At 66.1% G+C, this 23,018-nt stretch carries 20 protein-coding genes; 11 read left to right on the forward strand and 9 right to left on the reverse strand.

Going from position 1 to position 23,018, the window contains the following annotated elements; all coding sequences use genetic code 11:
* Nucleotides 1-32: 32 nt before the first annotated feature.
* Nucleotides 33-461 (reverse strand): PaaI family thioesterase, encoded by a 429-nt coding sequence (locus BRAO375_RS12780; protein WP_006611045.1) that lies wholly within the window; start codon nucleotides 459-461, stop codon nucleotides 33-35.
* A 97-nt stretch (nucleotides 462-558) separates the two neighbouring features.
* Here BRAO375_RS12780 and BRAO375_RS12785 point away from each other — a divergent pair, with 97 nt between their 5' ends.
* From BRAO375_RS12785 to BRAO375_RS12795, 3 genes are all read left to right on the forward strand, one after another.
* Entirely contained in the window at nucleotides 559-1,380 is an 822-nt protein-coding gene (locus BRAO375_RS12785; protein ID WP_009027887.1) for an enoyl-CoA hydratase, read from the forward strand.
* Nucleotides 1,381-1,611: 231 nt separating this feature from the next.
* Nucleotides 1,612-2,196 (forward strand): CoA-binding protein, encoded by a 585-nt coding sequence (locus BRAO375_RS12790; RefSeq protein ID WP_009027888.1) that lies wholly within the window; start codon nucleotides 1,612-1,614, stop codon nucleotides 2,194-2,196.
* Between the two features lie 223 nt (nucleotides 2,197-2,419).
* A complete protein-coding gene (locus tag BRAO375_RS12795) occupies nucleotides 2,420-3,703 on the forward strand; it encodes an O-acetylhomoserine aminocarboxypropyltransferase (RefSeq protein ID WP_009027889.1) in 1,284 nt (427 codons plus the stop codon).
* Between the two features lie 365 nt (nucleotides 3,704-4,068).
* On the opposite strand, the gene BRAO375_RS12800 is transcribed toward BRAO375_RS12795, so the two are convergent.
* The gene (locus tag BRAO375_RS12800) at nucleotides 4,069-4,260 is read right to left on the reverse strand and encodes a hypothetical protein (RefSeq protein WP_035640171.1); all 192 of its coding nucleotides are present in this window, start codon (nucleotides 4,258-4,260) and stop codon (nucleotides 4,069-4,071) included.
* Between the two features lie 294 nt (nucleotides 4,261-4,554).
* On the opposite strand from BRAO375_RS12800, the gene BRAO375_RS12805 reads away from it, so the two are divergent.
* Nucleotides 4,555-4,893 (forward strand): hypothetical protein, encoded by a 339-nt coding sequence (locus BRAO375_RS12805; RefSeq protein WP_009027890.1) that lies wholly within the window; start codon nucleotides 4,555-4,557, stop codon nucleotides 4,891-4,893.
* A 66-nt stretch (nucleotides 4,894-4,959) separates the two neighbouring features.
* On the opposite strand, the gene BRAO375_RS37995 is transcribed toward BRAO375_RS12805, so the two are convergent.
* Complete coding sequence (locus BRAO375_RS37995) at nucleotides 4,960-5,097, reverse strand: hypothetical protein (protein ID WP_009027891.1); 138 nt, start codon at nucleotides 5,095-5,097, stop codon at nucleotides 4,960-4,962.
* Nucleotides 5,098-5,819: 722 nt separating this feature from the next.
* On the reverse strand, nucleotides 5,820-6,908 hold the full coding sequence (locus BRAO375_RS12815) for a COX15/CtaA family protein (protein WP_009027893.1): 1,089 nt from the start codon (nucleotides 6,906-6,908) through the stop codon (nucleotides 5,820-5,822).
* Between the two features lie 103 nt (nucleotides 6,909-7,011).
* Here BRAO375_RS12815 and BRAO375_RS12820 point away from each other — a divergent pair, with 103 nt between their 5' ends.
* The gene (locus BRAO375_RS12820) at nucleotides 7,012-7,230 is read left to right on the forward strand and encodes a DUF2842 domain-containing protein (protein WP_009027894.1); all 219 of its coding nucleotides are present in this window, start codon (nucleotides 7,012-7,014) and stop codon (nucleotides 7,228-7,230) included.
* Here the strand turns inward: BRAO375_RS12820 and BRAO375_RS12825 are convergent, their stop codons facing one another.
* Nucleotides 7,231-8,292, reverse strand: coding sequence for a polysaccharide deacetylase family protein (locus BRAO375_RS12825; RefSeq protein WP_009027895.1), 1,062 nt, complete (start codon nucleotides 8,290-8,292; stop codon nucleotides 7,231-7,233).
* A 285-nt stretch (nucleotides 8,293-8,577) separates the two neighbouring features.
* Here BRAO375_RS12825 and BRAO375_RS12830 point away from each other — a divergent pair, with 285 nt between their 5' ends.
* Nucleotides 8,578-9,798 (forward strand): GNAT family N-acetyltransferase, encoded by a 1,221-nt coding sequence (locus BRAO375_RS12830; RefSeq protein WP_009027896.1) that lies wholly within the window; start codon nucleotides 8,578-8,580, stop codon nucleotides 9,796-9,798.
* On the opposite strand, the gene BRAO375_RS12835 is transcribed toward BRAO375_RS12830, so the two are convergent.
* On the reverse strand, nucleotides 9,795-12,101 hold the full coding sequence (locus tag BRAO375_RS12835) for a GumC family protein (RefSeq protein ID WP_009027897.1): 2,307 nt from the start codon (nucleotides 12,099-12,101) through the stop codon (nucleotides 9,795-9,797). The genes BRAO375_RS12830 and BRAO375_RS12835 overlap by 4 nt on opposite strands.
* Nucleotides 12,102-12,457: 356 nt before the next feature.
* On the opposite strand from BRAO375_RS12835, the gene BRAO375_RS12840 reads away from it, so the two are divergent.
* The 3 genes from BRAO375_RS12840 to BRAO375_RS12850 all read left to right on the forward strand — a co-directional run bounded on the left by BRAO375_RS12840 (nucleotide 12,458) and on the right by BRAO375_RS12850 (nucleotide 16,651).
* Complete coding sequence (locus BRAO375_RS12840) at nucleotides 12,458-13,591, forward strand: glycosyltransferase family 4 protein (protein ID WP_009027898.1); 1,134 nt, start codon at nucleotides 12,458-12,460, stop codon at nucleotides 13,589-13,591.
* A 153-nt stretch (nucleotides 13,592-13,744) separates the two neighbouring features.
* Entirely contained in the window at nucleotides 13,745-15,274 is a 1,530-nt protein-coding gene (locus BRAO375_RS12845; protein WP_009027899.1) for an undecaprenyl-phosphate glucose phosphotransferase, read from the forward strand.
* Between the two features lie 87 nt (nucleotides 15,275-15,361).
* Nucleotides 15,362-16,651, forward strand: a complete 1,290-nt coding sequence (locus BRAO375_RS12850) for an O-antigen ligase family protein (protein WP_009027900.1) — start codon at nucleotides 15,362-15,364, stop codon at nucleotides 16,649-16,651.
* Here BRAO375_RS12850 and BRAO375_RS12855 read toward each other — a convergent pair.
* Both BRAO375_RS12855 and BRAO375_RS12860 read right to left on the reverse strand, forming a co-directional pair.
* A complete protein-coding gene (locus BRAO375_RS12855) occupies nucleotides 16,635-17,813 on the reverse strand; it encodes a saccharopine dehydrogenase family protein (RefSeq protein ID WP_009027901.1) in 1,179 nt (392 codons plus the stop codon). The two genes, BRAO375_RS12850 and BRAO375_RS12855, sit on opposite strands and share 17 nt — an antisense overlap.
* A gap of 167 nt (nucleotides 17,814-17,980) precedes the next feature.
* Nucleotides 17,981-18,766 (reverse strand): DUF169 domain-containing protein, encoded by a 786-nt coding sequence (locus BRAO375_RS12860; RefSeq protein WP_009027902.1) that lies wholly within the window; start codon nucleotides 18,764-18,766, stop codon nucleotides 17,981-17,983.
* A 201-nt stretch (nucleotides 18,767-18,967) separates the two neighbouring features.
* Here BRAO375_RS12860 and BRAO375_RS12865 point away from each other — a divergent pair, with 201 nt between their 5' ends.
* Nucleotides 18,968-20,812 carry a tetratricopeptide repeat protein gene (locus BRAO375_RS12865; RefSeq protein WP_009027903.1) on the forward strand — a complete coding sequence of 615 codons (1,845 nt, stop codon included), beginning with the start codon at nucleotides 18,968-18,970 and terminating at the stop codon, nucleotides 20,810-20,812.
* On the opposite strand, the gene BRAO375_RS12870 is transcribed toward BRAO375_RS12865, so the two are convergent.
* Nucleotides 20,809-21,597, reverse strand: coding sequence for a YdcF family protein (locus BRAO375_RS12870; protein WP_009027904.1), 789 nt, complete (start codon nucleotides 21,595-21,597; stop codon nucleotides 20,809-20,811). The genes BRAO375_RS12865 and BRAO375_RS12870 overlap by 4 nt on opposite strands.
* Nucleotides 21,598-21,727: 130 nt before the next feature.
* Here BRAO375_RS12870 and BRAO375_RS12875 point away from each other — a divergent pair, with 130 nt between their 5' ends.
* The gene (locus BRAO375_RS12875) at nucleotides 21,728-22,669 is read left to right on the forward strand and encodes an acetamidase/formamidase family protein (protein ID WP_009027905.1); all 942 of its coding nucleotides are present in this window, start codon (nucleotides 21,728-21,730) and stop codon (nucleotides 22,667-22,669) included.
* Nucleotides 22,670-23,018: the final 349 nt, after the last annotated feature.

Consider the following 23,018-nt stretch of genomic DNA (forward strand, 5'->3'; position numbering starts at 1 on the left):
GCAAATATGGTGCAATATTACCCTCGAAAAGCTCACGCATTCGGAATGGAATAGGTGGCCGTGACATGGGCGATCGGATCGGGCGATTCCCCTGATAGCAGAGTGACTTCACCGACGGCCAGCCGCTTGCCGAGCTTCAGCAGCCGCGCCTCGGCCAGCACGTCGGCGCCGGCGGCGCCCTTGCGCAGGAAGTTGATGTTGAGATTCGTGGTCACCGCGAGCCCGACCGGTCCGATCGCCGACAGCAGCACGACGTACATGGCGAAATCGGCCAAGGCCATCAGCGTCGGCCCGGACACGGTTCCACCGGGGCGAAGCATGCGTTCGTTGAAGCGCTGCCGCAGCACGCAGCTCTTACCGTCGGCGCTTTCGATCGCGATGTCGCCGCCGGTCCTGAAGGCTTGCGGAAATTCCGCGTGCAGGAACGCTTCCAACTCCGGAATGGTCATCTTCGCCGTCATGTCTCCCCCTGCTTTGTGTCGTTGCCTTCTGTTACATTAGCCGCCAACACGCGCCCATATGGAAAACGCCAAAGGGAAACCCGAAAGGGAAACCGGAATGTCCGCCCCTGCCCTCGCCGATGCTGTTGCCACGCCGCTTCTCCTTCGGGAGATGGCCGGCTCCGTCGCCGTGCTGACGCTGAACCGGCCGGCTCAGCGCAACAGCCTGTCGAAGGACCTGATCGCCGAGCTGCACCAGGCGCTCGCCGAAATCGGCGCCGACAAGGCGGTCCGCGCCGTCGTGATCGCAGCCAACGGCCCGGCCTTCTGCGCCGGCCATGACCTTAAGGAGCTGACCGCGCGCCGCGCCGATGCTGATCGCGGCCGCGCCTTCTTCGCGCAGCTGATGAACGCCTGCAGCGCGATGATGCAGGCGATCGTGCACCTGCCGAAACCCGTCGTGGCCTCGGTGCAGGGCATCGCCACGGCGGCCGGCTGCCAGCTGGTCGCAAGCTGCGATCTCGCCGTCGCCTCCCAGCAAGCCTCCTTCGCCACGCCCGGCGTCGATATCGGCCTGTTCTGCTCGACACCGATGGTGGCGCTGTCGCGCAATGTCACGCGCAAGCAGGCGATGGAGATGCTGCTCACCGGCGAGCCGGTTCCGGCGATCCGCGCCCGCGAGATGGGCCTCGTCAACCGCGTGGTCGCGCCGGGCACCGAACGTGACGCGGCGATTGCGCTGGCACAACAAGTCGCGCGGAAATCCGCGCATACGATCAAGCTCGGCAAGGAGGCATTCTACCGCCAGGCCGAGATGAGCCTTGCCGATGCCTACCGTTATGCGGCAGAGGTGATGACCGAGAACATGCTCGCCCGCGACGCGGAAGAAGGCATCGGCGCCTTCATCGAGAAGCGTGAACCAACGTGGCGGGATGAGTAGGTTACCCCGCTCTTTCCTCCGTCATTGCGAGCGAAGCGAAGCAATCCAGAGTCCCACCCGAGCCCCTGGATTGCTTCGCTTCGCTCGCAATGACGAACTAACAACGTCCGTCATTCCGGGGCGATGCGAAGCATCGAACCCGGAATCTCGAGCTGATCGAACTCAGCTCCAGGGTCCAGGTTCGCCCTTCGGGCGCCCTGGAATGACCATAACTAACAGAAGCGCACGCTCATGAATCACGACACCTATCCCGACGACTACATCCGCGGCATCCTCAATGGTGTGAAGGTGATCGCGATGGTCGGCGCCTCGCCGTCCGAGATCCGGCCGAGCTTCTTCGCCTTCAAATATCTGGTGCAGCGCGGCTACGACATGATCCCGGTGAATCCCGGCCATGTCGGCAAGAGCCTGATGGGCCGGCCCTTCGTCGCCTCGCTCGCTGACATCGGCCGCCCGCTTGACATGGTCGACATCTTCCGGAGCTCCCAGCACATCATGCCCGTCGTTGACGAGGCGCTGAAGCTATCGCCCTTGCCGAAGGTGATCTGGATGCAGCTCGGCGCCCGCGACGATGCCGCGGCCGAGAAGGCCGAGGCCGCGGGAATGAAGGTGGTCATGAACCGCTGCCCCAAGATCGAATATGGCCGGCTGTCGTCGGAGATCTCCTGGATGGGCGTCAATTCCCGCACCATCAGCGCCAAGCGTGCGCCGATCCCCACGCAAGGCATGCGGCTGTCGCTCAACCGCACCAGCGTCGGCGGCGGCGCCACGACGGCGGCCGACCGCGCCGCGAAGGACAGAAGCGATCCGACCTGACGCATCTGCGAAAGGATCATGTCGCGGCGGCGGCGCGACACAGCAACGCATTTCAAATCCGAGCAATTGTCGCATGTCGCCTTGACGGCACCTGACCCGCTGGCAAATGTCCTCCGCCGGGATGACGCGGAGGCGCGCGATGCGCTGTCGACACCGTCTCCCATCATCGATCCCCACGCCCGCCGGCGCCGCGGCGCGAGGGACCAAGACAAGAGGAAACACCATGACCGATCGTGCCCCGGGATTTGCCACCCTCGCCATTCACGCCGGCGCCCAGCCCGACCCGACCACCGGGGCGCGGGCGACGCCGATCTATCAGACCACGTCCTTCGTCTTCAACGATGCCGACCACGCCGCGTCGCTGTTCGGGCTGCAGGCGTTCGGCAACATCTACACCCGCATCGGCAACCCGACCAACGCAGTGCTGGAGGAGCGCGTCGCCGCGCTCGAGGGCGGCACGGCCGCGCTCGCCGTCGCCTCGGGCCATGCCGCCCAGGTCGTCGCCTTGCAGCAGCTGTTGTCCCCCGGCGACGAGTTCATCGCCGCGCGAAAACTCTATGGCGGCTCGATCAACCAGTTCACGCACGCGTTCAAGAGCTTTGGCTGGAACGTGGTGTGGGCCGACACCGATGACATCGCAAGCTTCGAGGCGGCAGTCTCTCCGCGCACCAAGGCGATCTTCATCGAATCGATCGCCAATCCCGGCGGCACCATCACCGACATCGAGGCGATCGCGCAGGTCGCGCGCAAGGCGGGCGTACCCTTGATCGTCGACAACACGCTGGCCTCTCCCTATCTGATCCGTCCGATCGATCACGGCGCCGATATCGTGCTGCACTCGCTGACCAAGTTCCTGGGCGGCCACGGCAACTCGATCGGCGGCATCATCGTCGACGCCGGCACGTTCGACTGGGCCGGCAGCGGCGACAAATATCCGATGCTGACTCAGCCGCGCCCCGAATATCATGGCATCCGCATCCATGAGACGTTCGGCAATTTCGCCTTCGCAATCGCCTGCCGCGTGCTCGGCCTGCGCGACCTCGGCCCCGCGCTGTCGCCGTTCAACGCGTTCATGATCCTCACGGGCATCGAGACCTTGCCGCTGCGCGTGCAGAAGCACAGCGACAACGCCAAGGCCGTCGCGGAATATCTCAGCAAGCATCCCGGCGTGGCCTCCGTGAACTATGCCGGCCTGCCCGAGGACAAGTATCACGCGCTCGCGCGCAAATACTGCCCGAAGGGCGCCGGTGCCGTGTTCACCTTCTCGCTCAAGGGCGGCTATGACGCCGGCGTCAAGCTGGTGTCGAATTTGAAGCTGTTCTCGCATCTCGCCAATGTCGGCGACACCCGCTCGCTGGTGATCCACCCGGCGTCGACCACGCACAGCCAGCTCGACGACGCCGCCAAGATCAAGGCCGGTGCCGGCCCCGACATCGTCCGCATCTCCGTCGGCATCGAGGACAAGGAAGACCTGATCGCCGACCTCGAGCAGGCGCTGAGCGCGTAAGCACAAGCCGCTCCAGAGCAGCACCGTCTGCGTCGCGTAGGTCAAAACGGCTGAGCACGCTGGCGCAACATCGGTAGTGCGCTCCCTCTCCCCGCTTGCGGGGAGAGGGTCGGGGTGAGGGGGACTCTCCACGAACTCGGTGCGCTGAGAGTCCCCCTCACCCGGATTGCATCTACGATGCAATCCGGCCTCTCCCCGCACGCGGGGAGAGGCGTAGACCGATCCGAAGTGGCCTTCAGTTCGCCTGCACAATCCCCAAAGACAAAGAGAGCGCGGCCGGCCCCCCTGGGCTTCCGCGCTCTCCTTCGTCCCACGGTCGGGCCGTTGCCGGCTTCTCGGACCGCGCCCTCGTTAACTCATCGTCGTCACATCAGCAGGTGCAGCACGCTCTCCTGGGCATCGGCTGCGAGCGCAAGGCTCGAGCCGGCGATGCGCCGACGTAATGCGCGCGCCTGGCGGCAGACGACGTCCTCGTCGGTGGCAAGAGCTGGATTGGATGTTTCGGTCCGTGACAGGAGCCGGTGACGCGCGGACGCGGACATCACGATGACCGACATTCTCGAACCCTTCTGGTCTGAGACTCCGCTGAAATGCAGCAGAGATTTGCCCCTCGGACGGGGCTCTGGCCTCGCCCGGCCAGCCTTCAAAATCGCCGGCGAGCGGAACCTTGCACCACCAGAACTTAACAAAAGCTGAAAATGCCCGTCCTTCTACGGAGGATTGCAACCGGGTTCCGGCGCGAGAAAGTTTTCATTAACCATACCCGGCTCATCCTGCCGCCCATGGAATCGCGGCGCGCCCCCGATACGGCACTGCCGCGCACGATCTGTCAGAAGGCAAGGGAAAGCAGGATGCGTACACTGGTGATCATGATGCTGCTGGCAGCCACCGCGGCGAACGGCGTGGTCCTCGCCGCCGACCTCCCCGCCGTCCACGAGAAGGTCCTCCACTACAAGGCCCGCCGCGCCGCCAAGGCTCCGCCTCCGGCCGTGGTCGTCGTCAAGGACCAGGACTCCCTGATCTCCCCGATGCTGCCCTCGACCCCGCTGCTGCTCGGCCGCCAGGAGCTCCCCGGCTATTACGGCCGCGCCTTCTCCTACGACTATCAGGGCCCGTATTACGGCGGCGAAGGCTATACGAGCTACATGTTCCGGTTGCCGTATGCTTGTGGCGTGACGGGGTATTGCTGAGGGAGCTGAAGGTCTGCTGCAGGCCCTGTCGGAGGCATAGCGAATCCCGCGCAGATTCCTAAGTAGCTATTTCGCTGCTTCGATCCGCCCATTATCCTCCTTGAGGAGAGCATCGACCAGTTCGCTCATCGACACGTCCTGAGCACGAGCGAGCCCACTGAGATGATCGAGCACATCAGGCTCCAGATGCACGGGCGGAATCATTCGCCTGCCCCTGCGAAAGACCTGCCGCGTTCGACGTTCGAGAAGTCGTATTCGTCCTTCATCTGATCATCCATTCCCGGTGACTGCGGAGCTCGCGCAACGACCAACGGTGTCGTCCCGGCCTTGAGCCGGGACCCATACTCCGCGGCCATCGTCGTGGGCGCGATATCAACGACGGCCTGACCCAAACCGCAGCCTGTGGCTCTGCGTCCCGGCTCAAGGCCGGGACGCCATACCTGTGGTGACCGCCGCGTGCTTTTTTGTTGCACGCGGGCCATGGGTGCCGGCCAGGCATCCGGCCTTCCCTGCGCCCTCGCCTGTTTCGGAGGGTGAAACGACCGGCATGACTCGGCGCCAACAGCGCGCGAGAGTGAGAGCGTTTGTGTTCTGGATATCTGAGAGGGTCGTCTGAGAGGGGCGATGGCCGCACCTCAAGCTCGGTTGTCATCCCCGCGAAGGCGGGGATCCAGTACGCCGCGGCCCATCGAGGACTCACAACCGTCTCTGGAATACTGGATCGCCCGGTCGAGCCGGGCGACAGGGGATACGGTAGCGCAAGCGCACATGACGATAGGCACTCAATCTCTCCATGTCATTGCGAGGAGCGCAGCGACGACTTGTCCGCCATAGCCCGGAGGGCGACGGCGGAAGCAATCCAGAGTCCTGGACGGGACTCTGGATTGCTTCGCTGCGCCCGCAATGACGGAGGAAAGATCGTGCCCTTACCCCGCCTGCCCCGCGGCCGCCGCCGTCCGCGGCACGGCAACAGCCGTCATAGGTCGAGGCGACATCCGCTCGGCCTGCAGCACGGCGAACGTCAGCACGAGGATGGCCGTGCCCTGATGCAGCAGCGCCAGCGAGATCGGCACCACCATCAGCAAGGTCGCGATGCCCAGCACCGCCTGCAGCAGGATCGCCGCGAGCAGCCGGTGCGCGCCGCGCACCACGTCGCGGCCGGCACCTGTGCGCATCACATCGACCGCGTGCCAAGCGGCCAATACGAGCAGCGTGTAGGCGGTCATGCGATGCATGAACTGCACCGTCAGATCGTTCTCGAACAGATTGATCCACCACGGCGAATGGATCCACAGATTGGCCGCCTTCGGGATCAGGCCGCCGTCGATGTCGGGCCAGGTGTTGTAGACGAGGCCGGCGCGGAGCCCTGCGACCAGCGCGCCGAGATAGAGCTGCACGAAGGTGACCCCGACCAGCACCCAGGCCGTCAGCCGCAACCGCGCCGGCACCTCGGCCTCGTCACGCGGCTTAAGCCGCTGCAAGGTCCAGACGATCGACGCGAAAATCAACAGCGCCAGCGACAGATGCGTCGCCAGCCGGACCGGCGCCACCTCGGTGCGCTCCGTCAGGCCCGAAGCGACCATCCACCAGCCGACCGCACCCTGCAGCGCGCCGAGGCCGAAGATCAGCCACAGCCTGCGCCCGAGCGGTCCGGATACGGCGCCGCGCCACAGGAACCACAGGAAGGGCAGCAGGTAGACCATGCCGATGACGCGGCCGAGCAGCCGATGGCTCCACTCCCACCAGAAGATGGTCTTGAACTCGTGCAAGGTCATGCCCGCGTTCATCTGCCGGTACTGCGGAATCGTCTTGTAGGCCTCGAACGCCTCGGTCCAGGCCTGCTCGGACAGCGGCGGCAGCGTGCCGGTGACCGGTTTCCATTCGACGATCGACAGCCCGGATTCGGTCAGCCGCGTGGCGCCGCCGACCAGCACCATCACGGCGATGAGGCCGGCGACGAAGATCAGCCAGATGCGGATGGCAGCGAGATCGCGGGTGGCGGGAACCGTGGTCATGGAGGGTGAACGCTCGATTGAACCGGGGCTGTCAGGCCCTTATAATCCCAGTGAATTCACGCGCAAGCCGCGCCGCCCTTCAACGCAGGCTGACATTCCCGTCATGACGATCCGCACCCGCAAACTGATCGGCGCCATCGCGCTGCTCCTGCTCGCCTTCGCCTGGTCGATGATGGGCATGGTGCTGGCGCAATTTCCCCTGATCGCCAATTCCGGCTGGATGCAGGGGGTGTATTACGTCGTCGTGGGCATGGGCTGGGTGCTGCCGGCGATGCCGATCGTCAGCTGGATGCTGCGCCCCGATCCGGCGCGGGAGGGCTGATCAGCCGAGGTCGAGCTCAGGTCGTGGCGCGAATTCTTGTCGCGGCAGCGTCACCCCGGTCATCAGCACCTTCAGCGCCCGCAGCGAGCGCGAGCGGCCGTCCCAGGCGATGCGCGGCAGCATGTGCAGGTTGGTGCGGCCCTCGCTCTGCACCACGCCGCCGATCGTGGTGACGGCGCTGACGAAGCCCGCCTGCTCGGCGAGCACGACGTCGCTGCGACGAAACGACTCAGCATCGCCAAATGGATAGGCCATGTGACGGACCGGGCGCCGCAGCGCGGTCTCCAGCACCGCCTTGCCCATCGCGATCTCGCGCTGGGCCTCGGCATCCTTGACATGGGCGAGCACGGGATGATGCACCGTGGCGCTGCCGATCGTGACGTTCGGGTCGGCGGCGAGCCTGTTGATGTCGGCCCAGTCCATCGAGGCCTCGCGGGAGAGCGCGGCGAGGTCGACCGAATGGCGCGAGCAGAGATCGCGGATCGCGACCGACAGCTCGGCCGGCGGCAGCTTGCGCAGCCAGCCGGAGAGATAGGCGAACAGCTCGGCCTTCTCGGCCGGCTTGAACACCGAGAAGCGCTGCTCGCGACGATCGATCACCAGGCTGATGCGGGCCTCGCGCGCAATGACGGCTTCGAGCGCCAGCCACCAGGCTTCGCCCAGCCCATCCGGAAACGCCGTGGGCACGAACACCGTGAACGGCACGCCGTGGCGCGCCAGCACCGGATAGGCGTTGACGATGAGGTCCTTCCATGCGCCATCGAAGGTCAGGCACGCGAAGCGCCGGACTTCGGGGAGCTGCACGGCACGGGCGCAGGCTTCGTCCAGCGAGACGATGTCATAGCCCCAGCGCTTGAGCTTGCGGATCACCTGGTCGAGAAACCGCGGCGTGATCTCGGCGTGCTTGAGCGGCTGAAATGGACCCTTGCGGCGCGGCCGCACCCGCTCGAACCGCAGGATGGCGCCGGCGCCGCGTCTCGCCCGCGAGGCCACGAGCGTGCCGCCGCTGAAATAGGCCAGTTCGAGCCGGGCGCTCCGCAGCCACCTGTTGTCCGACGACAAATCCAGCGCCCCTTCGCAAGAGATCCACTTGAAACGAAAACCCGCGCGCCCACCTGATGCTGAGCGACGATGGCGCGATTGCGTCGTCCGCCGTCAGCCGAGTCTTAAGGGCCTGCCCTTAAGATCATGTGGCTGGAGCTGATTTGAACAGGTCTTTTGCCGACCTCTTTCCCGAATTGGGACGCGTTCATTGCCATTACCTTTTGTTGAGACTTCTTTGCGAGGGTCTGCCCACCCAAAGCAATAAAATTCCAAGTCACCACAAACTCCAACGCGAGCTGCGCGATGACCATGGCCGCCGTGATCGAGAGCCGGACGGCGCAGGCGCCCGCGCAGCGGCTGGTGTCCGGAATCGCTGATGTCGAGATCATCTCCGATCTCGCCGCAGCCGAGGCGGTCTGGCGCGCGCTCGAATCTCCCGACCATGTCTCGACACCCTACCAGCGCTTCGACCTGGTCGGCGCCTGGCAGCGCGCTGTCGGCGCAAGTGAGCAGGCGCGGCCGTTCATCGTTGTCGCGCGCGATGCCGAGCAGCGCCCTCTCCTGCTGCTGCCGCTGACCTTGCGGAACGCTTTCGGCGTCCGCGTCGCCAGCTTCATGGGCGGCAAGCATACGACCTTCAACATGCCGCTGCTGGAGCGCGATTTCGCCGGGCGTGCCGGCGATCGGGATCTCGATGCGCTGCTCGCCAGCCTGCGCGATCACGGTGGCGCCGACGTGCTTGCGCTGTCGCAGCAGCCGGTGCGATGGCGTGAGCTCGCAAATCCCCTGGCGCAATGGCCGCACCAGCCGTCGGTCAACGACTGCCCGGTGCTGCTGATGCCGGCGGGCGCCGCGCCGACGGCGCTGCTCTCGAACTCGTTCCGCAAGCGTCTCAAGAGCAAGGAAAAGAAGCTGCAGGCGCTGCCCGGCTATCGCTACATGATCGCCGACAGCGACGCCGAGATCGGCGAGGTGCTCGACTGGTTCTTCCGCACCAAGCCGATCCGCATGGCCGAGCAGAAGCTGCCGAACGTCTTCGCTGACCCCGGCGTCGAGGCCTTCGTGCGAAGCGCCTGCATGGCCCGGCTCGGCTGCGGTCATCGCGCGATCGAGATACACGCTCTGCGTTGCGACGCCGAGATCATTGCGATGTTCGCCGGCGTCGCTGACGGGACGCGCTTCTCGATGATGTTCAACACCTACACGCTGTCGGAGAATGCGCGCTGGAGCCCGGGGCTGATCCTGATGCGCTCGATCATCGATCACTACGCGAAAGAGGATTTTCGCGCGCTCGATCTCGGCATCGGCTCGGACGACTACAAGCGGATGTTCTGCAAGGATGACGAGCCGATCTTCGACAGCTTCATTCCGCTGACCGCGCGCGGCCGCGTGGCCGCGAGCACCATGGCGGCGTTGGGGCGGGCGAAGCACGCCGTCAAGCACAGCCCTGCCCTGCTCCGCCTCGCGCAACGCCTGCGGGGCGCACTGCAGCCAAGGACAGACGCCGCCAAGGACGATAACTAGGCGGCGACGCCGCGCGGCCCCGGCTGATTGCGGTTGGCACCGCCGACAGGCGTCCGCAGCATGCTGACGGCGCCGAAGCCGACCTCGCGCAGCTGCTCGCTCATCTGGCTGCGGGCCTCGGCGGGCATGGCGGGATCCGGCACGACGACGGCGCGCGCGCCGGTTGTCAAGAGCTCGGCCGGCAGGTCGGACGCGTTGCCGGCATCGAGCAGCACGTGGTCGTAGACGCGCAGCAGCGCGTCGATCGCGAGCGCGAGCCGAGGCGATTGCAACTGGTTGCGGTCGGCGCCAGGCCGGCCCGCATTGACGAGATGCAGCCGCGAGGCCTGGTCCTTGGTGATGATCGACGCGAACGACGCCTCGCCCAGCATCAGCTCGATCAGCCCCGGCGCCGCCGGATCGACCGAGAGGCTGGCCAGCAGTTGCGGACGGCCGGCGAGATCGACGAGCACGACCCGGGCGTCCCGCGCCATGCTGCGGGCAAGCGACAGCGCGGTGGTGGTCACCGCCTCGCCACCCGCGGTGCCGAGCACCGTGATCTTACGTGCCGCCGCGCCCGCGGCCAGAAGACCTTGGGCGAGCTGATCGAGCTCGCTCGCGGGCGGCGCCGGCTCAGGGACCGGGGGCGACACCGCCGCGGGCGGCGGAACGGTGGCAGGCGGCGGAGTGACGGCAACAGGGGCCGGAGGAACGACTTGGGCAACGATGGGCAGCGGCGCCGCAGCTGGAGCGACGACAGGAGCGAGCGACGCCGCAGGTGCCGCCATCACAGGCTCCGCCCGCACGGGCGACGGAGCGGTGACGACCGGTGCGGACGGCGCCACAGCGGAGACGGCGCGCGGCGCGGTGATACGCAGCAGCTCGCCGGTGATCACCACACCAGCCGTCAGCATCAATGTAGCCAGGGTCGCGATCAGCACGATCGGCAGCTTCTTCGGATAGGCCGGCGTATTCGACACCACCGCCCGCGAAATGATCCGCCCCTCCGCCGGCGGCGTGTCCAGGGTTTCGCGGGTGTTGGCCTCCCGGTACTTCGCCAGATACGACTCCAGCAGGTCACGCTGCGACTTGGCCTCACGCTCCAGCGCCCGGAGCTGGACATCCTGGCCATTGGTGGACGCCGCCTGCTTCTTGGCCTGGTCGAGGCTCTGGCTCAGCATCTGCACCCGCCCGTCGGCGATGCGCGCATCGCTGTCGAGCGAGCGCGAGATCTTGCCGGCCTCGTCGCGGATCTGGCGATCGAGATCGGCCAGCTGCGCCTTCAGCTCCTTGATGCGGGGATGATTGTCGAGCAGCGTGGAGGACTGCTCGGCGAGCTGCGCGCGCAAATTCACGCGCTGCTCGGACAATCGTCGCATCAGCTCCGAATTGAGCACCTCCGAAGCCTCGATCGGCTGGCCGCTCTGCAGCATCTCGCGGATCAGCCGCGCCTTGGTCTCGGCATCGGACTTCAGAGCGCGTGCATTGTTCAGCTGGGTGCTGACCTCGCCCATCTGCTGATTGGACAGCGAGGTGTTGTTGGTGCCCATGAAAGAGTTCGATTTGGTGCGGAACTCCTCGACTCGCGATTCCGCCTCCTCGACCTTCTTGCGCAGGCTCTGAATTTCGCCGGCGAGCCACTGGCTGGCCGACTTCGCCTGCGCCTGGCGAGCGGCCTGCTGAACGACCAGATAGCCATCGGCGATGGAGTTGGCGACCTGGGCCGCGAGCTCCGGATCCTGCGACTGGAATTCGACGACAAGGACGCGCGACTTGTCCACGGCGTAGACGGTCAGGCGCTCGTAATAGGCATCCATGACGCGCTCCTCCGGCGTCATCGCGAGCGGGTCCTTGACCAGTCCAATCATCGCCGCGATCGACTTCAACGGGGAAACGCCGCGCAGCACCGGATCGAACTCCGGCAGCTCGCCGAGCTTGTTCTTCCGGATGATGTCGCGGGCCAGATCACGCGACAGCACCAGCTGCACCTGGCTCGTCACCGCCTCCGGATCAAGCGCCGTCCGCTCCTCCGCCCGCTCGCCGCTCGGGCGCAGAAACGGACTCTCGCGGCCATCGATCAGGATGCGCGCTTCGGACTTGTAGCGCGGCGTGATCATGTTGACCGCAGTGACCGCCAGCCCCAAGGCGAGCAGCGTCGGCAGCAGAATGAAGCCGCGCTTTCGCGCCAGAGCGCGGCCGATCAGCCGGACATCGAGATCGCCGGACGCGACCGGCTCGGCGGGCGGAGGCGCACTCGTCCGAGGCGGGACCGACGCCTTCTCAGCCCGAACCTTCTTGTCGGCACGCCAGAACGCCAACCGCATCCATCCACTCCCGCGACCCACGCCACGCTGCTACCCTACGTGGTACGATTACACTCTATTAAGGTTGCTGACCGGTTAATCGACACATCCGCCTCCCGACGGTTGCAGAACAAACATCCTCGCGACGCACGATCGCGCGGAGAGGATCTTGGATCATTGGTCACATTGTCGAAACGAGCCACATTGCCGCGCCAGGAAGTGAAGCTTTGTTAACCATCACCGATCTATCCAAATAGGCCACGAAGGTAATAGCGCGAGAGACGCCCGTGCTCCCTCAATCTGCCAGTCGTCAGATCAGCTCGCGCACCACCGCCTGGCAAGAGCCGGCGCAGCACGGCGCTGCGGACGAACGCGACATGATGCGATCGCCGAACAGGCCATTGAAAATCCTCCACGCGGTGAGAGCGCCTGTCGGCGGCATCTTTCGTCACATTCTCGACCTTGCCAATGGCCAGGTCGATCGCGGGCATAACGTCGGCATCATCGCGGACAGCCTGACGGGCGGCGAACGTGCCGATGCGGCGCTGGCGCAGATCGCGCCGCGATTGACGCTCGGCGTCCATCGCGTCGCCATTCACCGGGAGCCGTGGCCGACGGATGTCATCGCGCTCAGCCAATTCCACCGTCTGTCGCAACGGCTCGCACCGGATGTCCTGCACGGCCACGGCGCCAAGGCCGGCGCTTTCGTGCGGCTGCTCCCGCATCGGCCGGGGACCATTCGCATCTACACGCCTCACGGCGGATCCCTGCACTATCCACGGAACACGCTGAAGGGAGCGTTGTACGGACGGCTCGAGCACGCCTTGATGAACCGCACCGACCTGTTCCTGTTCGAGAGCGTGTTTGCCCGCGACACCTATGAGCGCATGATCGGCCATCCGCAGGGCCTTGTTCATTGCGTCTTCAACGGCGTCACCGCCGGCGAATTCGATCCGGTCACACCGGCGTCGGATCAGAGCGACCTCGCTTATGTCGGCGAGTTCCGGCACATCAAGGGCGCCGATCTCCTGATCGACGCCGTCGCGCATCTGCGCGCCAAGGGGCGGCCGCTGACGCTCACGCTCGGCGGCGACGGCGAAGAGATGGCGCGCCTCAAGGCGCAGGTCGAGCGGCTCGGCCTGACCTCCGCGGTGCGCTTCATCGGACATGTGAAGGCCCGGGACGGTTTTTCCAAAGGGCGCCTGCTCGTTGTTCCCTCGCGCGGCGATTCCATGCCCTATGTGGTGATCGAGGCCGGCGCCGCCGGTGTCCCGATGATCGCCGCCCGGGTCGGCGGCATTCCGGAGATCTTCGGTCCGCATAGCGAGTCGCTGTTCATGCCGGGCAACGCGGTCGCGATGGCAGATGCCATCGCCTCGGCCCTCGACGACCCTGCGACCGCACAGCTGCGCGCCAAAGCGCTGCGCGAGCGCGTCTTCCAGCATTTTTCGCAGAAGGCGATGGTCGAGGGCGTGCTCGACAGCTACCGCGAAGCATTTACCAAGACCTGACGTCATTTACCATCGCTAACCGTTTCTTCCGAATTGCCGCTTAATCCCGTCGGTAGGGAATTTCCCCCGGCGCTGTCAGCGCTTACATGATCATACATACTAACAAACATAATCCGGGCTTGTACGACTGTGGAACCGATCAACGCTCGCTCGATGCTGGATGCTGCCGCGGCCTCGGCCGCGTCGACGGCCGGGGCCGGACAGCCGGCCGTTGAACGCCGTCGCCGCCTGACGCCTGCTGCGCTGGCCGTGGCCAATCAGAAAGTCCACCGCGCCTATTCGCCGATCGTTCTTGCCGGCATTGTCCGCATCACGGATTTCGTGCTGCTGAGCGTCGTCGGCAGCGCCATCTATTTCGGCTACGTCGTTCCGCTCAGCGGCTTTCACTGGGAGTATCTCGTCGCGATCCTCGGTCTGGCCGTGAGCGCCGTGGTCTGCTTCCAGGCGGCGGACATCTATCAGCTCCAGGTCTTCCGCGCCCAGGTGCGGCAGATGACCCGGATGATCTCGTCCTATTGCTTCGTCTTCCTGCTGTTCATCGGCCTCTCCTTCTTCGCCAAGATCGGCAGCGAGGTTTCGCGCCTGTGGCTGGCGGCGTTCTTCTTCGTCGGGCTGGGCGCCCTGATCGCCAGCCGCGTCGTGCTGCGCAACCTCATTCGCAGCTGGGCGCGGCAGGGCCGCCTCGATCGCCGGACCATCATCGTCGGCGCCGACCAGAGCGGCGAGGACCTGGTGCGCGCGCTCAGAGCGCAAGACGACTCCGAGATCGAAATCCTCGGCGTGTTCGACGATCGCAACGACTCGCGCGCGCTCGAGACCTGCGCCGGCGCACCAAAGCTCGGCAAGGTCGACGACATCGTCGAGTTCGCCCGGCGCACCCGCGTCGACCTGGTGCTGTTCGCGCTGCCGATCTCGGCGGAGACGCGCATCCTCGACATGCTGAAGAAGCTGTGGGTGCTGCCGGTTGACATCCGCCTCTCGGCCCACACCAACAAGCTCCGCTTCCGTCCGCGCTCCTACTCCTATCTCGGCGCGGTCCCGACGCTCGACGTGTTCGAGGCGCCGATCACGGATTGGGACCTGGTGATGAAGCACCTGTTCGACCGTCTGGTCGGCGGCCTGATCCTGCTCATGGCGCTGCCGGTGATGGCGCTGGTCGCGCTGGCGATCAAGCTCGACAGTCCCGGTCCCGTGCTGTTCCGGCAGAAGCGGTTCGGCTTCAACAACGAGCGCATCGACGTCTTCAAGTTCCGCTCGCTCTATCACCATCAGGCCGATCCCACGGCGTCGAAGGTCGTGACCAAGAACGATCCGCGCGTCACCCGCGTCGGGCGCTTCATCCGCAAGACCAGCCTCGACGAACTGCCGCAGCTGTTCAACGTCGTGTTCAAGGGCAATCTCTCCCTCGTCGGTCCGCGACCGCACGCGGTGCAGGGCAAGCTGCAGAACCGGATGTTCGACGAGGCCGTCGACGGCTACTTCGCTCGCCACCGGGTCAAGCCGGGGATCACCGGCTGGGCGCAGATCAACGGCTGGCGCGGCGAGATCGACAATGAGGAGAAGATCCAGAAGCGCGTCGAGTTCGACCTGTACTATATCGAGAACTGGTCCGTGCTGTTCGACCTCTATATCCTCTTGAAGACGCCGCTGGCGCTGATGACCAAGAGCGAGAACGCCTATTGAGTTCGGGGATCCGGAGCGGGCGCGAGCCCGCTTCGTGTTTGTGTCAGGCCGGTCCCGCCGCGCGTTGCGTATGAGTGTGAGTTCGTGATGGCGTACACGGCGGCTGCCGGAGAGTTCGCGTCGAGGCCGATCGCCCCTCCGGGCGTGATGGCCTTTCAGCGCGCGCTGATCTGGCTGGTCGGTGCCTCCGGCGCCATCGTCTTCATTGAACCCAGCCCCTATGAGCTGGTGACGCTCGCCTCCGCCGCGGTGTTCATCGCGACCGGTATCAGGCTGCGCGCCGTCTTCCTGCCCCTCCTTCTTCTGCTCTTCCTGGTCAATCTCGGCTACACAATCAGCGCCGTGCCGCTGCTCGACGATTCCAAGATCGCGAGCTGGATCGCCACCTCCTGGTACATGGCCTTCACGGCGTTGTTCATCGCCATGGTCACCTCCGAGGACAGCGCAGCGCGGCTCGACATGCTCCGGCGCGGCCTGGTGCTGGGCGGGGCGATGGCGGGTCTCGCCGGCGTCGCCGGCTACTTCCATCTCGTACCCGGCGGCTATGACCTCCTCACGCTGTACGGCCGCGCGCGCGGCACGTTCAAGGACCCGAACGTGCTCGGTGCGTTCCTGATCCTGCCGGCGCTGCTTGCGCTGCAGAACGTGGTCACCGCGCGCCTCGCCGCCACGCTGCGCGCGAGCTTCGCGCTCGGCATCATGGCGCTCGCCATCCTGCTCGCCTTCTCGCGCGCGGCCTGGGGCGGCCTGGTGCTCACGGCGGCCTTCATGCTGGTGTTGATGGTGCTCACCAGCCAGACCCGGGGCGAGCGCTCCCGCATCATCGTCATGACGCTCGCCGCGGCCGCCGCGGGCATCGTCCTGATCGGCGTTCTCCTCTCCATCGACTCCATCGCCGACATGTTCAAGCAGCGGGCGAGCTTCGACCAGAGCTATGACGAGGGCCGGTTCGGCCGCTTCGGACGCCACATCCTCGGCGCCGACATGGCGCTCGATCTGCCGTTCGGGATCGGGCCGCTGCAGTTCCACAACTACTTTCCCGAGGACACCCACAATTCCTATCTGAACGCCTTCATGTCGGGCGGCTGGCTGTCCGGCATCTGCTATCCCGCGCTCGTCTTCACCACCGTCATTCTCGGCTTCCGCTACCTGCTCGTGCGCGTGCCGTGGCAGCGCACCTACATCGCAGTGTTCTCCGCCTTCCTCGGCACCGTCGGCGAGAGCTTCATCATCGACACCGACCACTGGCGGCACTTCTTCCTGATGCTCGGCACGATGTGGGGCATGATCGCCGCCACCCGCGCGCATCAGGCCGAGGCGAGCCGATCGATCGAGATCGGCTCGCCTAGCAGCGCCGCGCTCAGCTCTCCGCCGTAAACGTCAGCCCGGCATTGTCCACCAGCCGCTTGATCAGGCTGTCCTGGAGCGCCGCGCCGGGAGTCCAGAAGCCGCCCTTCACGCCGGCACCGTCGCGCAAGAGGCCGATGGCGCATTCGCTGATCATCTTCGAGGTCGAGCCGTAGCCAGGATCGCGGTCGCCCTTCACGGTGGCGCGGACCTGGCGTCCGTCGGGCGCGATCGCGACGAACATCAGATTGTAGTAGCCGTTCTCGCGCTCCTCCTTGGAGGGCCCCTCGCCCGGCTTCGGCGCGTTCGGGCCGGTCTTCTCGGAATTGGCCGCCATCACCTTCTTGGCATTGGCCTCGCCCTTCTCGCCGGGGCCGGTCAGCACCATTTCGTCATAGACGAAGTCCTGGCCGTACGGAAAACCCATCAGCATGTTGGAGCGGTGGACGTTGCGGGTGTTGATCAGCGCCATCATGAACGGCGCCGCCCAGGATTGCAGATCCTCCTCGTAGAGCGGCTTGTTGCCGGTCGGCTGCTTCGGGCCCTTGAAGCCCGGCGTCAGCGCGAAGAAGTCCTTCAGAACCGATACCAGGCTGAGATCCTGGGCCACCGCATCGAACGTCGCCTTGGCGCTGGCGGCCGTGCCTCCGGACAACGTGCCGCTCATGCCGCGGACGCGGCCCTTCACGCGCGCGGCCGGAGCGCCGAGCACGCGTTTCGCCTGCTGCTGCACGAAGTAGACCCCGAGCTCGAACGGTACGGAATCGAAGCCGCAGGAGAACACGATGCGGGCGCCGCTCCTTTCGGCGGCGGCCTGATGCTTGTCGATCATCTGCCGCATCCACACCGGCTCGCCGCAGAGATCGACATAGTCGGTGCCGGTCTCGGCGCAAAGGGCGACCAGCTCATTGCCGTAGTACTGGTAGGGACCGACCGTGGTCAGCACCAGCTTCGTCTGCGCTACCATCGCCTTGAGCGTCTCGGGATTGGACGCATCAGCCGCGATCAGCGGCGTATCGGACGGCGCGCCGATCTCGTCGCGGACAGCGGCGAGCTTGTCGAGGCTGCGGCCCGCCATCGCCCAGCGCAGCGAGGCGTCGCCGCGATAGCGGGTGGCGAGGTATTCGGCGACGAGCTTGCCGGTGAAGCCGGTGGCGCCGTAGACGACGAGGTCGAATTTGGATGACGTCATTCTTGTTTCCTGGAGATCAGCTGCGATTTTAATGCCCCGTCATTGCGAAGAGCCAACGGGTCCGCGCGGCGCGCGGCCCGATGACAGGCTCCGCGACGAAGCCATCCAGAGTCCCGTCCTCAGCCCTGGATTGCTTCGCTGCGCTCGCAATGACGGAGTTTGCGGGTCTACTTTTTTCCATAAGACACATTCATTCCGGCGCGGACGTCGTTCTGGATGCCGTAAGGCGCGATCGGATAGCGCAGGCCGTTCTTGGCGAGTTGTTTCATGCCGGCGATCGCCTTGGCGAGGTCGGCGGGCTTGAGCGCCATCAGCATCTCCTCGTCCGGCACGCCGCCATAGCGGCGCTCGGCGAAGCATGGCAGCGACAGGCTCGGCTCGCCGGTCTTCAGCGCGCGGCCCCAGGAGTCGGCGCAAGCCGTCTCGCCGACGACGCCCCATTCGAACTTCTTGTAGCCGACATATTGCAGGCCGTTGATCAGGATGATCATCTGTCCCGGCGTCGCGTAGACGAGGCAGATGTCAGGCGGATCGAGGCGGCCGCTCGCCAGCGGGCTGACGGCCATCGCCTGATAGCGCCCGAACGGCACGACATCGAGCGCCTCCTGCCGCTTGCGGGCATCCTCGGCCGTGCCGTGCCAGACGCCGACATAGTTCTCGCCTTTCAGCCAGGTGTCGTCCTGCGGACCGAGCCCGATCACGGCGCGGCACTGCGCGCCGACGAGATCGTCGCCGGTGATCCCGACGGTCCAGCCGAGCCGTGCGGCCATGCTGACGATCTGGTCAGTGGTGTGCACGGCGCTGGGCCGGCGGATCTTCTCCACCGCTTCCATGTCCTCGACGCGGGCGAACATCTTGATGCCGATCACGGTCGTCTTCAGCCGCAACAGGGCGTTCAGGTCGGCGACCATGGCCGCGAGATCGAGCCGTTCGGAGCCATTCGGCTGTTGCATGTGGCGCTCCCTCCCTGCCACGCGGTTCGAGCCCGCGGTGAGTGTCGTTGCGAGGCCTGGTTCGACTTCGGGGCGCTTGTTAGACGCTCGCGGCCCGCGAGGCCAGCCCCTCCGCCGCCCGGCCTCGCCTGCCCTACCATGATCCTTCTCGATCCCCCGGGAATCACTTATGAATTTTTGATCCCCGGACAGGATCGAGCGATGGGCCGCAGTGACCGGAACAAAGGCGCGAAGAGCGCGACGCCCGGCCCCGGTGCGGCGCCGTCGTTGTCGCCGGCCGCGCTGTACGAGGCCGGGCTGCACCATCTCGGCGGCGGCCGTCTGCTCGACGCGCAGATGTCCTGCGAGCAGGCACTTTCCGCTGACCCGAACCATGCCGACAGCCTCGCGCTGCTGGGCATCATCGCGCTGCAGAGCGGGCAGTACGACCATGCGGTGGCGTGGTTCTCGCGGGCGATCCGGCAGAGCCCGAAGATCGATTATCTCACCAGCCTCGGCTTCACGCTGAAGCAGATGGGCCGGCTCGACGACGCGCTGGCCGTGTTCGACAAGGCGATCCAGCTGAAGTCCGATGATGCCGAATTGTGGAAGCACATGGGCGGCGTGCTGCTGGCGCTTGGTCGCGGCGACGAAGCGCTGCTGAGCTACCGGCAGGCGCTTTCCATCAATCCCGTGCACCGGGAAGCTGCGTTTCAGAGCGGCCTGCTGCTGCAGGAGCAGCAGCGTTATGAGGAAGCGGTTCAGGCCTTCACGGTCTGCCTGGCACAGCAGCCTGACGATCTCCAATCGCTGCAGCTGCGGGCCCGGTGCGTCCGCCAGCTGAAACGTTACGAAGACTACCTTGCCGATTGCCAGCGCGCGCAAAGGCTTGCGCCGACGGATCCGCTTGTCTGCAACAATCTCGGCGATGCCTTCGTCTGCCTGCGCCGGAGCGAAGAGGCGCTGGCCTGGTTCGAGAAGGCGCTGGCGCTGCGGCCGGGCTTCGTGGACGTGCTGCAGAACAAGGGCTTTGCACTGCTGCAGTTGCTGCGCTTCGAGGAGGCTGCGGCGGTCTACCGCGAGATCCTCGCGCTTGAGCCCGGCAATGCCAAGGCGGCCTGGCAGCTCGCCCATATCGAGCTGCAATGCGGCGACTACCAAGCCGGCTGGGCGCGCCGCGAGGCGCGCTGGAATATGCCGGATTTCTCGCCTGATTATCCGCGGTTCGCGCAGCCAAGATGGCTGGGCCAAGAAAACATTGGCGGGAAGACCGTCCTGATCGAGGAGGACGAGGGCTTCGGCGACAATATCCAGTTCGCACGCTATCTCCCCATGGTGGCGGCGCGCGGCGCCAAGGTGATCCTGGTGGTGCGCGAGCCGTTGCGGCGGCTGATGGCTGGCATCGAAGGCGTGTCGCAGTGCCTCGCCTTCGCGCCGGACCTGGTCCGGCCGGCGTTCGATATGCACTGCCCGATCATGAGCCTGCCGCTCGCCTTCGGCACCACGCTCCAGACCATTCCGTCGGCCGACTATCTGCCGCCACCACCGGCTGAGGGTGTGGCCGCCTGGGAGCAGCGGCTCGGGCCGCACGATCGGTTGCGCGTCGGCCTCGTCTGGTCCGGCAACCCGCACCAGGCCAATGACGGCAACCGTTCGATGCCGCTGGCGACGCTGCTGCCGCTGCTCGATGTCGAGGCTGACTTCGTCAGCCTGCAGAAGGAGCTGCGTCCCGCCGACAAGGCGCTGCTCGCGCAGCAGAGCCGCATCCGCGATTTCACCGCCGAGCTGACCGACTTTGCCGACACGGCCGCTCTCATGGCCTGTCTCGACGTGGTCGTGACCGTGTGCACCAGTGCCGCGCATCTCGCCGGGACCTTGGGACGGCCGACCTGGATCATGCTGCCCTACCTCGCCGACTGGCGCTGGCTGAGGGATCGCGAGGACAGCCCGTGGTATCCGAGCGCACGGCTGTTTCGCCAGGATGCCAGCTGCCGCTTCGAGCCGGTGGTCGCGCGCGTGCGTGACGAGCTGGCGGCGAAGGCGGCCGGCTTCAAGCCATCGGGTTAAGTCGGGCCGGGAAACAAATCGTCGGTGCGGCCACGCAGGCGATAGGCCACAAGCCCGACCCATTCGCGAACGGCGATATCGGCGCGGCGCAGTCCGAGCAGCGAGATGCCGTCGAAATCGAGCACGCGGCCGACGCGCCAATCCACGGGATAGGGCTCGACCGGGAAGCCCGCCTTGCGGAACAGTCCGACCGAGCGCGGCATGTGATAGGCCGAGGTCACGAGCAGCCAGCGCTCGCCCGGCTTCGGTGCAAGCATCGCCTTGGAGAAGATCGCGTTCTCGTAGGTGTTGCGCGACTGCCGCTCCAAGAGCAGACGATCCTTCGGCACCCCCAGGCTTTCCAGGATCTCGGCGCCGACATCGGCCTCCTTGGCCTCGGTCGCGATCAGGTTGGCGCTGCCGCCGGTGAACAGCACGCGCGCCTTCGGGTAGCGCCGCGCCAGCACGGCCGCCTGGATCACCCGGTCGGCGCCGGCCACCGTCACCGGCATGCCGTACATGACCGACAGATCGGAATCGACCGGGCCGCCGAGCACGATGATGCCGTCCGGCGCGCCCTTCGCCGGGTCCCATTTCGGGAAGCGGCTTTCCAGCGGATAGAGCATCAGGCTGCCGAGCGGCGTCAGGCCGACGATCGCCAGCAGCAGCATCGCCGAGACCACCAGCCTCCGGCCCAACCGGGCGAAGCGCGTCAGCATCAGGAGGGCGCCGACGAGGCCGAGCGCGATCATGAAATTGGTCGGCAGCGCCAGCAGGCCGAGCGTCTTGGACAGGACGAAGAACATTCCGGGCTCCGGCGCAGGGTGAGATCGTACGGCCGCCCTCATACACGACAGCCGCCATGCGTTGCCATCTCTCTGCGAACGCCATGTGATGCGCTATGCTTCGCCTCGAACCGGCACGAATGAGAGGATCATGGCCCATCATCATCTGCACGCCAGCCCCGAGACCTGCCATTGGGGCTTCTTCGAATCCCGGCTGAAACCGGTGCTCACGGTCGACAGCGGAGACGAGGTTACGATCGATTCGATCAGCGGCGGGCCGGACGTGGTGCCGGACACCAGCAGATTCCACGTGCCGCCGGAGCTGTTCGACGTCCATGCGAGGTCGGAGCGCATGGTGCCCGGCCACATCCTGACCGGGCCGGTCGCGGTGCGCGGCGCGGAGGTCGGCGACGTGCTGGAGGTCGAGATCCTCGACGTGCAGCTGCGGCAGGACTGGGGCTACAATTTCATCCGGCCGCTGGCGGGCACCCTGCCCGACGATTTCCATGAGAGCCGGCTGATGAACATCCCGCTCGATCGGGAGCGCATGGTCGGCAAAATGCCGTGGGGGCTGGAGCTGCCGCTGGCGCCGTTCTTCGGCGTGATGGGCACCGCACCGCCCCCGGCCTGGGGCCGCATCACCTCGCTGATCCCGCGCGCGATGGGCGGCAATCTCGACAACAAGGAGCTGGGCGCCGGCGCCAGGCTCTATCTCCCGGTCTTCGTGCCGGGCGCGCTGTTCTCCTGCGGCGACGGCCACGGCGTGCAGGGCGACGGCGAGGTCTGCGTCACCGCGATCGAGACCGCGCTGCAGGGCCGGTTCCGGCTGACCGTACGCAAGGATCTCAGCTTCGACTATCCGCGCGCGGAGACGGCCACGCATTACATGACGATGGCGATGGACCCCGATCTCGACCAGTGCGTGGTCAAGGCGCTGCGCGACATGATCGTGCTGCTGGGCGAGAAGCGCAATCTGTCGCGCGAGGACGCCTACACGCTGTGCAGCCTCGCGGCGGATTTGCGCGTGACGCAGACGGTCAACGGCTCCAAGGGCATTCATTGCATGATCGCGAAGTCGGTCGTGCACGGGTGACATTGGCGTCAGGGGCGTACGCTGGCGCCCCTCTCACCGCCGTCGTCCCGGGCTTGACCCGGGACCCATAGCCACCGGCCGATGTGATGACACGAGGTGGTTGGACCTGCGCAAGCCAACTGCTGCCTGGGGTTATGGGTCCCGGGTCAAGCCCGGGACGACGACGGAGCGTGAGGCGCGCGCGGAGCAACTCATCGACACCAGTTGAGACACGCGCAACCACACGTCCGCGGTCTCGCGACAATTCTGTCCGAGTCATGCCGCTCATCCCACCCTCTCGCGTTCGGAGGGCGCAGGGAAGGCCAGGCGTCGGCTGACGCCTGCGGCCCGCCTGCGGCCCGCCTGCGAG

Source organism: Bradyrhizobium sp. ORS 375 (assembly GCF_000239775.1).
GTDB lineage: Bacteria > Pseudomonadota > Alphaproteobacteria > Rhizobiales > Xanthobacteraceae > Bradyrhizobium.

Bases quoted from the DNA above. Each gene is read 5' to 3' on its own strand.
- BRAO375_RS12780 (WP_006611045.1), bottom strand. From the start codon at position 461: ATGACGGCGAAGATGACCATTCCGGAGTTGGAAGCGTTCCTGCACGCG.
- BRAO375_RS12795 (WP_009027889.1), top strand. From the start codon at position 2,420: ATGACCGATCGTGCCCCGGGATTTGCCACCCTCGCCATTCACGCCGGC.
- BRAO375_RS12820 (WP_009027894.1), top strand. From the start codon at position 7,012: ATGACGATCCGCACCCGCAAACTGATCGGCGCCATCGCGCTGCTCCTG.
- BRAO375_RS12785 (WP_009027887.1), top strand. From the start codon at position 559: ATGTCCGCCCCTGCCCTCGCCGATGCTGTTGCCACGCCGCTTCTCCTT.
- BRAO375_RS12800 (WP_035640171.1), bottom strand. From the start codon at position 4,260: ATGTCGGTCATCGTGATGTCCGCGTCCGCGCGTCACCGGCTCCTGTCA.
- BRAO375_RS12865 (WP_009027903.1), top strand. From the start codon at position 18,968: ATGGGCCGCAGTGACCGGAACAAAGGCGCGAAGAGCGCGACGCCCGGC.
- BRAO375_RS12840 (WP_009027898.1), top strand. From the start codon at position 12,458: ATGATGCGATCGCCGAACAGGCCATTGAAAATCCTCCACGCGGTGAGA.
- BRAO375_RS12860 (WP_009027902.1), bottom strand. From the start codon at position 18,766: ATGCAACAGCCGAATGGCTCCGAACGGCTCGATCTCGCGGCCATGGTC.
- BRAO375_RS12830 (WP_009027896.1), top strand. From the start codon at position 8,578: ATGACCATGGCCGCCGTGATCGAGAGCCGGACGGCGCAGGCGCCCGCG.
- BRAO375_RS12835 (WP_009027897.1), bottom strand. From the start codon at position 12,101: ATGCGGTTGGCGTTCTGGCGTGCCGACAAGAAGGTTCGGGCTGAGAAG.
- BRAO375_RS12875 (WP_009027905.1), top strand. From the start codon at position 21,728: ATGGCCCATCATCATCTGCACGCCAGCCCCGAGACCTGCCATTGGGGC.
- BRAO375_RS12855 (WP_009027901.1), bottom strand. From the start codon at position 17,813: ATGACGTCATCCAAATTCGACCTCGTCGTCTACGGCGCCACCGGCTTC.
- BRAO375_RS37995 (WP_009027891.1), bottom strand. From the start codon at position 5,097: ATGATTCCGCCCGTGCATCTGGAGCCTGATGTGCTCGATCATCTCAGT.
- BRAO375_RS12870 (WP_009027904.1), bottom strand. From the start codon at position 21,597: ATGTTCTTCGTCCTGTCCAAGACGCTCGGCCTGCTGGCGCTGCCGACC.
- BRAO375_RS12815 (WP_009027893.1), bottom strand. From the start codon at position 6,908: ATGACCACGGTTCCCGCCACCCGCGATCTCGCTGCCATCCGCATCTGG.
- BRAO375_RS12805 (WP_009027890.1), top strand. From the start codon at position 4,555: ATGCGTACACTGGTGATCATGATGCTGCTGGCAGCCACCGCGGCGAAC.
- BRAO375_RS12790 (WP_009027888.1), top strand. From the start codon at position 1,612: ATGAATCACGACACCTATCCCGACGACTACATCCGCGGCATCCTCAAT.
- BRAO375_RS12845 (WP_009027899.1), top strand. From the start codon at position 13,745: ATGCTGGATGCTGCCGCGGCCTCGGCCGCGTCGACGGCCGGGGCCGGA.
- BRAO375_RS12850 (WP_009027900.1), top strand. From the start codon at position 15,362: ATGGCGTACACGGCGGCTGCCGGAGAGTTCGCGTCGAGGCCGATCGCC.